General features: G+C 38.8%; 10 protein-coding genes and 1 CRISPR repeat array (1 of these 11 cut by a window edge). Of the genes, 5 read left to right on the top strand and 5 right to left on the bottom strand.

What is annotated here, in order from left to right; genetic code table 11:
* Window positions 1–6: 6 nt before the first annotated feature.
* The 5 genes from IPN35_05850 to IPN35_05830 form a co-directional block, all read right to left on the bottom strand.
* Window positions 7–435, bottom strand: coding sequence for a hypothetical protein (locus tag IPN35_05850; GenBank protein QQS59079.1), 429 nt, complete (start codon window positions 433–435; stop codon window positions 7–9).
* 181 nt (window positions 436–616) lie between these two features.
* Entirely contained in the window at window positions 617–868 is a 252-nt protein-coding gene (locus tag IPN35_05845) for a hypothetical protein (protein ID QQS59078.1), read from the bottom strand.
* A gap of 158 nt (window positions 869–1,026) precedes the next feature.
* Window positions 1,027–2,196, bottom strand: coding sequence for a phosphoglycerate kinase (locus IPN35_05840; protein ID QQS59077.1), 1,170 nt, complete (start codon window positions 2,194–2,196; stop codon window positions 1,027–1,029).
* A gap of 117 nt (window positions 2,197–2,313) precedes the next feature.
* Window positions 2,314–2,745, bottom strand: a complete 432-nt coding sequence (locus tag IPN35_05835; protein QQS59076.1) for a transcriptional repressor — start codon at window positions 2,743–2,745, stop codon at window positions 2,314–2,316.
* Window positions 2,746–2,817: 72 nt separating this feature from the next.
* Window positions 2,818–6,987 carry a lamin tail domain-containing protein gene (locus IPN35_05830; protein QQS59075.1) on the bottom strand — a complete coding sequence of 1,390 codons (4,170 nt, stop codon included), beginning with the start codon at window positions 6,985–6,987 and terminating at the stop codon, window positions 2,818–2,820.
* Between the two features lie 170 nt (window positions 6,988–7,157).
* Here IPN35_05830 and cas12a point away from each other — a divergent pair, with 170 nt between their 5' ends.
* The 5 genes from cas12a to cas2 all read left to right on the top strand — a co-directional run bounded on the left by cas12a (window position 7,158) and on the right by cas2 (window position 13,296).
* A complete protein-coding gene (gene cas12a, locus IPN35_05825) occupies window positions 7,158–10,973 on the top strand; it encodes a type V CRISPR-associated protein Cas12a/Cpf1 (protein QQS59074.1) in 3,816 nt (1,271 codons plus the stop codon).
* 31 nt (window positions 10,974–11,004) lie between these two features.
* A complete protein-coding gene (locus IPN35_05820) occupies window positions 11,005–11,334 on the top strand; it encodes a hypothetical protein (protein ID QQS59073.1) in 330 nt (109 codons plus the stop codon).
* A gap of 149 nt (window positions 11,335–11,483) precedes the next feature.
* Window positions 11,484–12,038, top strand: a complete 555-nt coding sequence (gene cas4, locus IPN35_05815) for a type V CRISPR-associated protein Cas4 (GenBank protein ID QQS59072.1) — start codon at window positions 11,484–11,486, stop codon at window positions 12,036–12,038.
* A gap of 14 nt (window positions 12,039–12,052) precedes the next feature.
* Window positions 12,053–13,009: a type V CRISPR-associated endonuclease Cas1 gene (gene cas1 / locus IPN35_05810; protein QQS59071.1), complete on the top strand. Its 957-nt coding sequence runs from the start codon at window positions 12,053–12,055 to the stop codon at window positions 13,007–13,009.
* Window positions 13,010–13,017: 8 nt separating this feature from the next.
* Entirely contained in the window at window positions 13,018–13,296 is a 279-nt protein-coding gene (gene cas2 / locus IPN35_05805; GenBank protein QQS59070.1) for a CRISPR-associated endonuclease Cas2, read from the top strand.
* Between the two features lie 220 nt (window positions 13,297–13,516).
* A CRISPR array of direct repeats spans window positions 13,517–14,198; the repeat unit is 36 nt; unit sequence CTCTAAACGACCTATAGGATTTCTACTTTTGTAGAT (it continues 2,020 nt past the right edge of the window).

Below are 14,198 nucleotides of genomic sequence, written 5' to 3'. Positions count from 1 at the left end.
ATAATTTTACTGAAAGATGTCTGCCACAAATTTGACGAGTGCCCACGATAAGAGAACCACAATAATTCCAATTGCCGCCCAAATAAGAATGGTTTTTCCTCGACCAACCTGGTCTTCGTCTCCTCCGGCAGTGAGCATAAGAAAGCCCGCAAAAATGACAAATATAACAGCAATAAGTCCAACAAACCCAAGAAAGTAATTAACAACCCTAAGGATAACCTCCCGAGGATCACTCTCTTCGGGGGTAAAGTTTGTTTTATCGTTATTGGTTATAATGAGCTCTGGTGCGGCGTGTGCAGAAGGAAGAAACTCCGCATGAGCGGCAGGTGCAACATTACCAAGAAGAAGTGCGAATGCCATTGTCCCGAGCACAACAAGCATGCAGAATGCATCAAAGAGAGACAGTATTCTCAGAGATGAAGTATATTTTTTCATTTTTGTTGAGAGAAAAAGATCATCAGAGTATTCTCCCACTTTTTTACAAAAAAAGCAAGAAAATACTCCATGAATGAGGACTTGACGCGATTAGACTCTTGAGATGACAGTGGTTGTGCAACTCTCTCTTCATGGAATGTCTCTATAACATTCCATGAAGATCCTTTTTATCTCGCACGTCTTATGATTTCGCTTTTTCCGAAAGAGCTTTTCTTTTTTCGGCACAGGATTTTATGAGAGCCTTGATTTTTTCTTGAATGCCTACGGGGCCATTTTCTTGTACCTTAAAAGTTTGCTTATTCCTCTCTCTTTTGGGATCGGTTCCATATTGGGCAATGTTTCGAAGCGTTCTTCTTCGTTCTTCAGGATTCATATTTTTCCAAATTTCAGAATCTCCCGTAATATATGTTGCCATTGGTCGATCATTGTTCATAAGTGTTTTAAAAAAGAAAGTGTATCTTTTTAAACATTAATTATTTTTTTGTCAATATTTTTTGTTGATATATTTCAAAGAGAATCCGTTTTTAAATTGAAAAGAACGCGGAGATCACTTTCTTCTGCTGTTTTCTGTGGGTTTTTGAGAATCTGCTATTACGAGACCGCCATAACTCCGGGAAGCTCTTTTCCCTCAAGAAGTTCGAGCATGGCACCGCCTCCTGTAGAAATGTGGAAAAATTGATCTTCCGAAAATCCAAGTCGTGCAATAGCCTCAAGAGTATCTCCTCCTCCAAGTATTACTTTTGCACTGCTCTCTGTCATGGCATTGGCAATTGCTCGTGTTCCTACTTCAAACGGAGAAACTTCAGAAAGTCCCACTGGGCCATTCCAGAGAATGGTTTTTGCGGAACATATTTTTTCCGAAAACTTCCTCTGACTCTCCGGTCCAATATCAAATATTTTTTCTCCCAACGAGAGCTCTTGTACCAAAGATATTCTGTGGTGTTGTGCATCTTCCGTGTTTTTTGCCACAACAGCGTCAATCGGAAGAAGAATAGAGCACATATTTTTTGTTGCTTGGTCTAAAATTTCCTTTGCGGTTTCGATTTCCTTCTCTTCATACAGTGATTCTTGTACGTTCACTCCGCTTGCGGCGAGAAAGGTGTTTGCAATTCCGCCCCCCAAAAGAATACTGTCAGCACTTTTAATAAAGCTTCTGAGTACTCCAATTTTCGTTTTCATCTTTGCTCCTCCGAGCACCAAAATAAGCGGATGATCTGGATCTTTCATAACTCCAGAAAGCGCATTTACTTCTTTTTCAAGGAGAAGTCCTGAGTATCCCGAGAGAAAATCGGCAACCCCCGCAGTACTTGCGTGAGCACGATGGGCGGCTCCAAAGGCATCATTCACATAGAGATCACATCCATTTGCGAGGAGTGCAGAAAAAAGTGGGCTATTTGCCTCCTCCTCAGCGAAAAATCGAGTATTTTCAAGAAGCACCACCTCTCCTTCTCTGCCAAGAGAAGATTTTTCTTCAAGTGGATTTGGAAGGAAAACAACTTCTTTATGAAGCAGTTCAGAAAGGCGTTTTGCCACAGGGGCAAGGGAATATTTTTTGTTTGGCATTCCATCTGGTCTTCCGAGGTGACTGCAGAGAATAACACTTCCTCCGGCAGTAAGAATGTGTTGAATAGTGGGAATTGTAGCACGAATACGAGTGTCATCGGTAATGACTCCTTCAGAAATGGGAACATTGAAATCGGCACGAACCAAGACACGTTTTCCCCGAAGATCACCCTGGGAAAGTTGGGAGAGAAGCTTCATTTTGTTTTTAAAAGAACACTCCTATTTTCCTCTTTTTTGGGAAAAAGGGAAAGGTTTTTTTAAAAACACTTTTAAGAACCGAAGCGGAATTTGGTAACGACGACGGTGACTACAAATTTAATGTTTCTTTTTGAATTCTTCTGCGTTCTCTTGGCATTTTGAGCAAATTCCTGTGAGTACATGTTCGTGTCGAACGAGGCGAAAACCATATTCTGCCGCCACGCCCTCTTGTAATTCTTCAACCTCTGGGCAAATAAATTCCTCTATATGTCCGCATTTTTCACACACGAGATGATCATGATGTTCTTCTGGTTGTGCAACTTCATATACCGTTTTTTCTCCAAGAGTGTGTGCGTCAATAAGCCCAATTTGCTTCATTCGTCCAATCATCCGATAGACTGTTGCTTGGCTTGCTCGGGAAGGGACAAGTTGAACAATATCATCTATTGTGAAATGCGATGACTGATGCATAACCACAGCATAAATTTTCCGCCGTTGAGCAGTGTTTCGAACACCAGAACCCGAAAGAAATGCCTTATACCCTTTCATCACGCTTTAGAATACGCCTTTCGGGGGAAAAATCAAATCAAAATTCGTATTTTTCGAGAATACTTCTCACTCTCAAGATGCCTTGGGAAACCCAAAATATTTTCCAAACCGAATTCCTATTGGAAGCAAGAAAAAGAGACATCCCGAGAAAAAAGCAAGAAAGAGAAAGAAGGAAATTCCCCACGCATGAAAAGAAGGGGGAACAGGAAAAAAGGAGAGCTCTGGAAGTGCATCAACAGAAAATACTTTGCCGTTTTCTACAACAACCGAAATTTTTTCCCCTTCAGAAAGTAAAAGGTTCAAAAGCCGTGGAGAAACTCTGTTTGAAATTGGATATTCCGATTCTTCTCCGGTGTCACCGAGCATCACCAACATATTCCCCCGAATACCACCAAATGTTCCGTGAATCTCTTGTCGAACCGGAAATGAAGATGCCTCTTCTGATCCAGAGTTCTTTGATGCTTTTTTCGAAGAGGCGTGAGCAGATTTTTTTGCCTTCACCTTTTTTGCTTTCAAAGGAAGGATCGGAGCTTCTGGTCCTATCCATTTTCCATTTTTTGCGGTTTTCCAAGAGACAGTGGATATTGTGTTTCCATCCGCATCCACAAGAAAAATACTTCCGTCTGTATTGCGAAGAGGGGGAACAAGATCTCCATGCAAAACGCGTGCTTGCCCTGAAAGAAAATCCATTTTTGGGAGATGAATTTCTCGATTTCCACTCCTCAAAACCGCTCCTGCCAAAATGCCAGAGTGATTTTCCGTATTCCGAAGAATAATACTCTCTTGACCCGCGTCCTTTCCCTCGGGATTGGGAAGTACCTGAGCAATTTGTACGCCAGAAAGCCATCCTTCTCTCGGATTTTTACTGAGATAAACCTGCGTGACATCTTTGATAATAAGTGGCAATCCATTCTTTGAAGTCATCACAACATCCGCCCGATGCACTCCAGACGGAATATCTGGCGAAGAAAGGACGGAAAAATTTCCCTCTGCATCAGTTTTTGCAGAAACAATTCGTATATCAGAATGAAGGACAATGTGAATATCCGTTTCGGGAAGTGCCTTTCCAGCAAAGAGAATACCGTCTGGTGTTTCCTTTGCTTCTACTTGCGTTCCTGCGCGTACAAACGATTGAAACAAACGATATTCCACACTTGAAATAGAATTTTTTTCGGAAGGATTGGAGCCTAAAAGTATTTCCGATGTATCGGGAATACCATCTCCGTCAGAGTCTCCCCTCATTTCTTTGGTAAATATGCGATTCTCTGTTTTTGGAGTGGGGAGTAAAGTTGCAAGGAAACCAGATTCAGAGCGCACCATGCTTTCTCCAGAGTGAGAATTTTCTAAAGAAAATTCATCCTTTTTTCCCAAAGAAAGATCGAACACCTGAACGAGCAGATTACTGTTTCGAAGAGCAATATCGGAAAAGACAAAATATTCTCCCCTCCGGAGTTTTTTTGAGAACGGAATGCGATTTTCCCCCACAAAAATGGCAAATTCCTCTGCAGGACATTCTTCTGTAAGACACTGAATTTCTAAAAATTCATTTCCTACATCAACACCGTCGGGATTGACGAGTACTTCAGAAATCACCAAACGATTTGCACCAATATCAGCATTTCGCGCCTCCGAAAGCAAAAACTTTGCAGAAACAGCTTCCCATGCATCTTTGAGGAAAATACGATCGGTTCCAGAAACAGTAAGAAAAGAAAAAGACGATTCATTTGGAAAAAGATCACTCTCTGGAAGTGGCGACACACTTTCTCCTGTCTGAAGCGAAAATCCACGCAAAGAAATCATTCGTTTTCCGGTATTTTGAATACGAAACGAAAGAGAATTGTCGGGGAGAAGAATTCCATCGGAAAGCGAAAGAGAAACTCCCTCTGCTCGAAGCGGTGGAGCAGGGTTTGGTTTTCCCGGAGTGGGCGATGCGTCAAAAGCGTTTTGTGCGGCGGTTCCCACTTTTTTTGGTATTGCTACAAGGGATCGGTCTTTTCCAAGAATACGGGAATCGAAACACACATCCTCTGAAAGCGGATGAATTCCAGAAAATGCCTGCTCACGAATAAGTCGAACAACATCATCCTCTTCTCCCGGTGAAAAGCTTCCGTTGCGATTTGCAATACACAGTCCATCTTCTACTGTTCCGAGTGAGTCGAGAATAAAGAGTGTTTCATCGGTTCCAGTGAGTCCACTTTTCTTTGTCCAAAAGTGCCATATGTTTTCCTCTTGCCGCGCTTCTTGCTTTTCTTTTGCAAGATGGAGCACGACAAATGCGCCACTTGGAAGAATACTCCCCTCGGGAAACTCAAAAAATGTATCGTCATCACCCACACGAATTCCTGATAAATCGGTATCACATTTTTCGCAAAAGAGCTCAACAAAATCCTCTTCTGTTCCATGAAACAGTGCTTCGGAAATTCGCAAAACAATATCTTCTGCTCGAACAGATGAACGAGTTGCCGGTGTTTTGGCAAGTGGTGGAATAGGAGTTTTTCTTGGAGTAGTTGCCGTTTTTTCTTCATACGAAATAATCGGAAAACGGTTTTTTTGTCCTGGTGTTGGAATATTTGTTTTTCGGTATCCGTCTTCTGAAAATGCCCACGATTCCTCTATTTTGAGTGAGGGAAAAACAGTCGGAGCAACAACTTCTGTTTTTGTGGGAGAAAGAAGAGAAATCTCATCACCGCTGTTATTGAGTTTTCCGCTCCATCCAGAGAGTACAAGATATGTTTCGGGAAGAAGCAGGGTTCCTTCGGGAATCTCATAAAACGCGCCAGTTGCATCCGCCAAAAAAAATCCCCCGAGATCAAATGATGTTTCCGCATTAGAAAACAGCTCCACCCATTCCTCTTCTCCCATTTTGGGATGACTCATAATTTCGTTGATCACAATATCAGCGGGAAGATTTTCTTCAGAAACGATTTCTGTTTCTAAAGGAGACGGATCAGAAACCCATTCATTTTCTGCTCCCGCGGTTGGAACTCCAATAACAGATTCTTCTGGTAACCACGATTGCCCTTTGTTAAGCGCCGGAATATTTTCAGCAGAAGCAAGGATTTCGTCATTGGCATTTTTGAGAAATACAGAATCTCCCGTGTTATTAAGTTTGCTTCCCCATCCAGAAACCACGAGAAATGTGTTAGGTGCGATGCTCGCCTCATTTGGAAACGAGTAGATTTTTCCAACGGCATCAAACAAGGCGCATCCAGCAAGACTTTTTTCTTCATTCGCCAGCGAAATTATTTCCACCCACTCTTCTTCGCCTATTTCTGGGTTTGTGAGTACTTCGTTGATTAAAATATCGTCGGAAGTGATTGGAGGAAACACGTTTGGTGGTGTCTCATTTTGCGGAGGATCGGAAGCCGGCACTTCTTCTTCTGGTGAATCTTGAGGTAGCACTTCTTCTGGCGGAGGATTTGGTGCCCATTCATTTTCTGCTCCCGCGGTTGGAACTCCAATAATAGATTCTTCTGGTAACCACGATTGCCCTTTGTTAAGCGCCGGAATATTTTCCGCAGAAGCAAGGATTTCGTCATTGGCATTTTTGAGAAATACAGAATCTCCCGTGTTATTGAGTTTGCTTCCCCATCCAGAAAAAACGAGGAATTCCCCTGGAGTTAAAAGAGTGTTTTGGGGAATGGTAAATATTTTCCCCACTTCATCAAAGAGCAAAAGACCAGAGATATCGCGCGTTTCGTCAATCATTAACGCAAGTTCCACCCATTCCTCTTCGCCTGTTTTGGGATTGGTCACCACTTCGCTGATAAAAATTTCGCCAAATTTCGCCAAAGGAGTGGTGTTTTCCTCGGGGGTGCTTGTTGGAACCTCTTCTGGAATATCTTCTTCGGGATTTATAAAAAGCGTTTGAGACTCTTCATTTGGGAGTGGAGCGAAAAGACCACTGCCCTCTTCTTCTGGTGGCGATACCGTTTCTTCTGATGATTCTTGAGAGGGGTTGGGGTCAACAAAAAGCTGCAACAAATCTTCTTGAGGAAGTGGTGCAATGACATCTGCCAAGGCAGTCGAAGCGGAAAGGAGAAATACTAAAAAAAGCGAAAGCGTTTTACAGACGAATTTTTTGAAGGCGAAATACGGCGAAAAATATGCAGAGCGAAAAATTTTGTCTTCTGGGGTGTTCCTGATCCATTGGGAAATGAAACGTTGAGCAGGGGATGCGATATTTGCGAAAATAGCAAAAAGAGCGCATACTAAAAAGAAGATCAGAAAAAAACGGATCACGAAAAATCAGAAACCAACGGTTATTGTTTCACGAAAAAAATGATGTTTTCCATGTTTTTCACTTGCATTTCCAAGAGAGTGGTAAAGTGAAAAACTTTCTTGCGATTTGTGATGAGAGAGGAATAGGATGAAAAATATTCAAAAAACCTGTTTTCTTTCACCTAATTCTCATGAACAACTCTCTTTTCTCGTCATTTACGAATCAATATTCATTGAGCAAGACGCTGAGGTTTGAGTTAAAACCTGTGGGAAAGACACAGCAAATGTTAGAGGAAACAAAAGTCTTTCAAAGAGATGAAACTATTCAAAAAAAATACGAAGCAACCAAACCATATTTTGATCGACTCCACAGAGAATTTGTAAAAGAGGCATTGGAGAGCAAAGTTTTATCCGAACTCGATGGATATTTTGAGATTTTTAAGAAATGGAAAATCGATAAGAAAGTGTACGAAAAAGAAATACAAAAAAAAGAGGGAGAATTACGGAAAGGAATCGTGCAATTTTTTAACACACAAGGAAAAGAATGGGCGGAAAAATATTCAGGATTAAAGAACAAAAACATAGAAATTCTTTTTGAAGAGGCTGTTTTTAAGGCAATCCTAAAAGAAAGGTATGAAAATGAAGAAGGAAGTATGGTTGCTGATGAATCAACCGGGGAACTTGTTTCGATTTTTGACAGTTGGAAGGGCTTTTCTGGATATTTTGGCAAGTTCTTCGAAACCCGAAAGAACTTTTACAAGGATGATGGAACATCTACGGCACTAGCGACACGAATTATTGACCAAAACCTCAAACGCTTTTGCGACAATATTCAAATTTTTGAGTGTCTTAAAGAAAAAGTTGATTTTAGAGAAGTCGAAGAAAACTTTGGAAAATCACTCTCCGAAATCTTCTCAATCAATTTTTACAACACTTGCTTTCTGCAAGATGGAATTAATTTTTATAATAAAGTTTTAGGTGGTGAAGCGCTCAAAAATGGTGAAAAGCTCAAGGGTCTCAATGAATTCATTAATAAATATAGACAAGATCACAAAGGAGAAAAACTACCGTTTTTTAAATCACTTGATAAACAAATTCTCAGCGAGAAAGAACAATTTATTGATGAAATTGAAAATGACGAAAAACTTTTAGACATACTCAAATCTTTTCACAAAACTGCTCAATTGAAAGCCCTCATCCTCAAAAGACTTTTTGAAGATTTTCTTGTAGATCAGGGAAAATACCATTTAGAAGAAATTTACCTTTCTAAAGAAGCCATCAATACTATTTTTCATAAATGGACAAACGAAACAGAAACCGTTGAGGAAGCACTTTATGAAGTACTAAGAAGCGCAAAAATCATTTCTACTTCTGCCAAGAAAAAAGATGGTGGATATTCTTTCTCCGATTTTATTGCTCTTTCCCATATCAAAGAATCTCTCGAAAAAATTCCTTCAAAAAAATTTTGGAAAGAGCGGTATTATGAAATTCAAAATTTTGAAGAAAAACAAATATGGGAACAGTTTTTAGCAATTTTTGAGTTTGAATTTCTGTCCCTTTTTAGGTCTGAAAAAACAAATTCAGAAACTGGAGAGAAAGTAGAATCTGGATATGAGATTTTTGAAAAAGATTTTTCAAATCTTCTCTCACATTTTGTTTTCGACCAAAACGCAAAAATTATCATCAAAAACTTTTCCGATTCGATTTTGACTATTTACCAAATGGCAAAGTATTTTGCACTAGAGAAGAAAAGGGCATGGCAAACGGATTACGAACTCGATGCTTTTTATACGAATCCAGAAAACGGATATTTACAGTTCTATGAAAATGCATATGAAGAAATCGTACAAGTCTACAACAAACTCCGAAATTATCTGACAAAAAAGCCGTATAGTGAGGAAAAATGGAAATTGAATTTTGATAATCCAACACTTGCTGATGGTTGGGATAAAAATAAAGAATCCGATAATTCAGCGGTAATTTTACGAAAGAATGGGGAATATTATTTAGGACTCATGTCAAAAGGAAACAATAAGATTTTTGATGACCGAAATATTCAGAATTTCTCAAAAAATATAGAACAAGGAAAATACGAAAAAGTGGTATATAAATTTTTCCCCGATCAAGCGAAAATGTTCCCAAAAGTCTGTTTTTCTGCAAAAGGACTAGAGTTTTTCCAACCATCAGAAGAAATTTGGAATATTTATAAAAATGCTGAATTTAAAAAAGGAGAAACTTTCTCAATAAACAGTATGCAGAAGCTCATTGATTTCTATAAAGATTGTTTAAAAAAATATGATGGCTGGAAGGGGTATGATTTTGAACACCTAAAGACAACAGAATTGTATCAGGAGAATATTGGTGAATTTTTTCGAGATGTCTCGGAAGATGGTTATAAAATAACTTTTCAAGATATTTCCGAATCCTACATTAACGAGAAAAATCAAAATGGCGAACTTTATCTCTTCCAAATCAAAAACAAAGACTGGAATGAAGGAGCAACAGGAGCAAAGAATCTTCACACACTCTATTTTGAATCTCTTTTTTCGGAAGAAAACAGAAAACAAAATTTCCCTATGAAACTCAATGGACAAGCGGAGATTTTTTATCGCCCCAAAACAAAAGATCTCAAAAAAGAGAAAATAACAACGAAAAGCGGAAAAATACTCGAAAAAGAAGAAAAAGCCTTTCAAAAAAATCGCTTTACGGAAAACAAAATTTTCTTCCATGTCCCCCTCACCCTGAATAGAACGAAAAGCGACCCATTCCAGTTCAACGTGAAAATCAACAACTTTCTTGCAAATAATCCCGAAATCAACATTATCGGCGTAGATCGAGGAGAAAAACATTTGGCATATTTTTCAGTAATTACACAAGAAGGGAAAATTTTAGATAGTGGAACTCTTAATGAAATTACTGGAGTGAACTACGCTGAAAAACTCGAAGAAAAAGCAAAAAATCGTGAACAAGAACGCAAAGACTGGCAAACAGTAGAAGGAATTAAGGATCTAAAGAAAGGATATATTTCACAAGTTGTTCGAAAACTTGCAGATCTTGCCATTCAACATAATGCCATTATTGTCTTTGAAGACTTGAACATGCGATTTAAACAAATTCGTGGTGGAATTGAAAAATCCGTATATCAACAACTTGAAAAAGCTCTCATCGAAAAACTCAATTTTCTCGTGAACAAAGGAGAGAAAAACCTCGAAAAAGCGGGGCATCTTTTGAAAGCGTACCAACTCGCTGCTCCATTTACGACCTTTAAAGATATGGGAAAACAGACCGGAATCATTTTCTATACGCAAGCAGCGTATACATCACGTATTGATCCTATAACCGGATGGCGACCACACTTGTATCTCAAATATTCCAGTGCAGAAAAAGCAAAGGCAGATATTCAAAATTTTACGAAGATTGAATTTTCGAACGGAAGATTTGAATTTACCTATGACATCAAGAATTTTCGAACCCAAAAAGAATATCCTCAAAACACCATTTGGACGATTTGTTCATCAGTAGAGCGTTTTCGATGGAATCGACATTTAAATAACAATAAAGGTGGATATGATCATTATGCAAGTATAACCGAGAATTTACTGCAATTACTCAAAGAGGCTGAAATCGATATTATGACGGGGAATATTCTTGGTCAGATTGAAAGCTTAAATACGAAAGAACATGTGCAATTCTTTAAAGATCTTATTTTCTATATCAACCTTATTTGCCAGATACGAAATACTGATGATCAAGCAAAGATATTCGATAAACAAGACTTCATTTTCTCTCCTGTAGAACCATTTTTTGATAGCAGAAAATCCGAAGAATTTGGAAAAGATCTTCCAAAAAATGGAGATGATAACGGAGCATACAATATTGCTCGAAAGGGAATTTTAGTTCTCAAGAAAATCTCAGATTTTTCGGAAAAAAATGGAGGTTGCGAAAAAATGAAGTGGGACAATTTGTTCGTAAGCAATGCCGAGTGGGATAACTTTGTTTCACATTAATAAGGATTGGCTTACCTTCTTTTTCAAAATTATGTATCAATTTACCAAAAGCATTGGATTCCAGATAAGAAATGCTTCTCTTCAAAATTTATTGCCTGATTTTTCAGAAAAAAAAGGGGAAGAAATTTTCAAAGAATGTTCCCGACAATTTGAAACACTTATTGAGAATTTTGAAAATGCTCATATTCAAAAATGGATTGAAAATAGAAGACCAAAGAAAGACAAGAATACAAGTGATCTTGACCTTTTCATTTCTGAGAAAGAGTGGGATTTGTTTTTAATTGATCGGGAAGAGTGGAAACGACAACTCTCTTATTTTTCTTCAAAAAAGGCAATGGAAGAAGAGAGAAAGAAGAAATAAGTCGTGAGTCTTATATTTCCTCACAATCCTCAAGAGTGATGAACAACATCATTGTTTTGAGGAACATTTTTTTCAAAAGAACATCTATAAAAAATATGCTATAATACACATGCTTTCGTTTTTCAGCGAAGGAAAACAAAAACATACACATGGAATCATACATTCAAATTACTTGGCTGAACGACTTTGTCTTTTGTCCACGATCACTCTATTTTCATAACCTGTACGGACAATATTCCACGAATGTTTTTCACGATACACCACAGAAAAAGGGAAATATCGCTCACGAAAGTATCGACACAAAAACCTATTCCACTTCAAAAAAATGGATTCAAGGTTTAGAAATTTGGAGTGATACGCTTGGCGTGTGTGGCAAAATAGACCTTTTCAACACCAAAACCGGTGAATTGGTAGAACGGAAGCGAAAAATAACGACCATTTACGATGGATACAAATATCAGGTATGGGCGCAAGCAATATGCTTAGAAGAAGAGGGGTTTTTGGTGCAGAAGATTGTTCTTTACTCGCTCTCGACCAATACGAGATTTGAAATTCCTGTTCCAACGCAAAAAGAAAAAGATGAGCTTTTCCAAATAATAGAGGAATTGCGACATTTTTCTCTCGAAACGCCTTTCGTACCCAATCCGCAAAAGTGCGCCCGATGTATTTATGCGGAACTTTGCGATTCTAAGGCGGAATTATAATTTCCCCTCTTCTTATGCTTTCGTACCCAGACTTTTGCGAAAAACAGATTCTCTTTCTCTCTACCGAAGACGCACGACATTTGCGTTTTCAAAACAACAATCTCATTCTTGAAAAAGAAAAGGAAATTTTGTTTCAACTCCCTTTTCATCGAATTTTTGCTTTATTTGTTATTGGACATGGAACCTTTTCGAGCGTCTTTCTCCAGAAAATAATCAAAAACGGAGTCGCACTCTTTTTTGTAAATCAAAATTTCCGCGTCTACGCCGCGCTTGGGGCAAAAACTGAAGGAAACACTCTTCTTCGAAAACGCCAATATCTTCTATCAGATTCACTGCCCATTGCACGGCATCTTGTGCACAACAAAATTAAAAATCAACTCGCACTCCTCCAATCGATTCGAAAAAAAACAGATATTGAGAAAAAAGCCATCGCAGATATTCGAGAAATAGCAAAAGGAATTCCCGAAGCGAAAAATAATGAATCACTTTTGGGAATTGAGGGAAGCGTGGCAAAACTGTTTTTTGGTGCATATTTTCGGGAGATGAGCTGGCACGGAAGAAAACCACGAACCAAGTTTGATCCAGCAAATACCTTGCTCGACATGGGCTACACCATTCTTTTTCACATTCTCGAGGCACATTTGCGACTCTATGGATTCGACATATATTGCGGCGTGTATCATCAGTTTTTCTATGAGCGAAAATCTCTCGTGTGTGACATGGTGGAGCCATTTCGATGTCTTGTTGACCGTGCGCTTCGCAATGCATATGGACTCAAGCAAATTGATGAAAAAGATTTTGATATTCACGGACACCAATATATGTTGCCATGGAAAAATGGAGGAAAGTACGCTCGTATTTTTACCAATGCCATTGTGGAACGAAAAGAGGATATTTTTCGCCATGTGCAAAGCTACTACCGCTGTTTCATCCGTGATGAAATGGAAAAACTCCCTGTATTTTCTGTCTAAAAAAACAAATGCTTCTTGTCACCTACGACATTCAAAATGACAAGTTACGGACGCAATTTTCCAAATTTCTGAAGCAATATGGTTGGCGCGTGCAGTATTCTGTGTTTGAACTCAAGAGTAGTGAGCGGATTTTAAACTTGGTACTGGCGGAGATTGAGGGGAAGTTTCTCAAAAAATTTAGCCAAGCAGATAGCGTGCTTATTTTTCCTATTTCGCAGTCGGATGAGAAAAAAACCATCAAATATGGATACGCCGCCAACAAAGACGATGCGGTTATTTTTGTATAATTTTCTGGATTTCGAAAACAGAAATGGTATACTGATGGTGATCTTTGGTCGTTCTTTAAAAATTCAATTCACCAATATTTGGTGGAAATCCGTATGGGGCTTTTTGAGAAAAATTGCAAACCTCTGTCTTTCTAAAAAGACACCATGAAGAAAAGCCAAAAAGTCGTCCTGAATATTTTCGGGGTTTGTATCTTTTCGGCTTCTCCAAAACAAATTTGCTCTCTAAACGACCTATAGGATTTCTACTTTTGTAGATAGTTCCATAGGCAACATCATTTTTGTCTCTAAACGACCTATAGGATTTCTACTTTTGTAGATAACCTGTACTAGCAGAATTCTTCATCTCTAAACGACCTATAGGATTTCTACTTTTGTAGATTATTTGACGAATGGTGGAGAAAAAGTCTCTAAACGACCTATAGGATTTCTACTTTTGTAGATACATGACACGGCTGAACGTTATTTTACTCTCTAAACGACCTATAGGATTTCTACTTTTGTAGATTCGTCATCCCATCTTCTCCCTGTGGTAACTCTAAACGACCTATAGGATTTCTACTTTTGTAGATATTCATTTCTTCGTCTTCCTCCGTCGTCTCTCTAAACGACCTATAGGATTTCTACTTTTGTAGATATCATACACTCTCTCAGCACCTTCACCAACCTCTAAACGACCTATAGGATTTCTACTTTTGTAGATCTGTGGCGTATTTTTTCTGTCCGAGACTCTAAACGACCTATAGGATTTCTACTTTTGTAGATATTCTTGGTTCTCGCAAGGAAATAATTCTCTAAACGACCTATAGGATTTCTACTTTTGTAGATGTACGCTCTCTGTTGGAGGGTGTTGTCTCTAAACGACCTATAGGATTTCTACTTTTGTAGATAACAGAGAATATCCT

It is taken from the genome of Candidatus Peregrinibacteria bacterium (assembly GCA_016699755.1).
Classification (GTDB): domain Bacteria; phylum Patescibacteriota; class Gracilibacteria; order CAIRYL01.
Note: the sequence above shows the minus strand (reverse complement) of the source record. Positions and strands in the feature narration are given on the sequence as shown.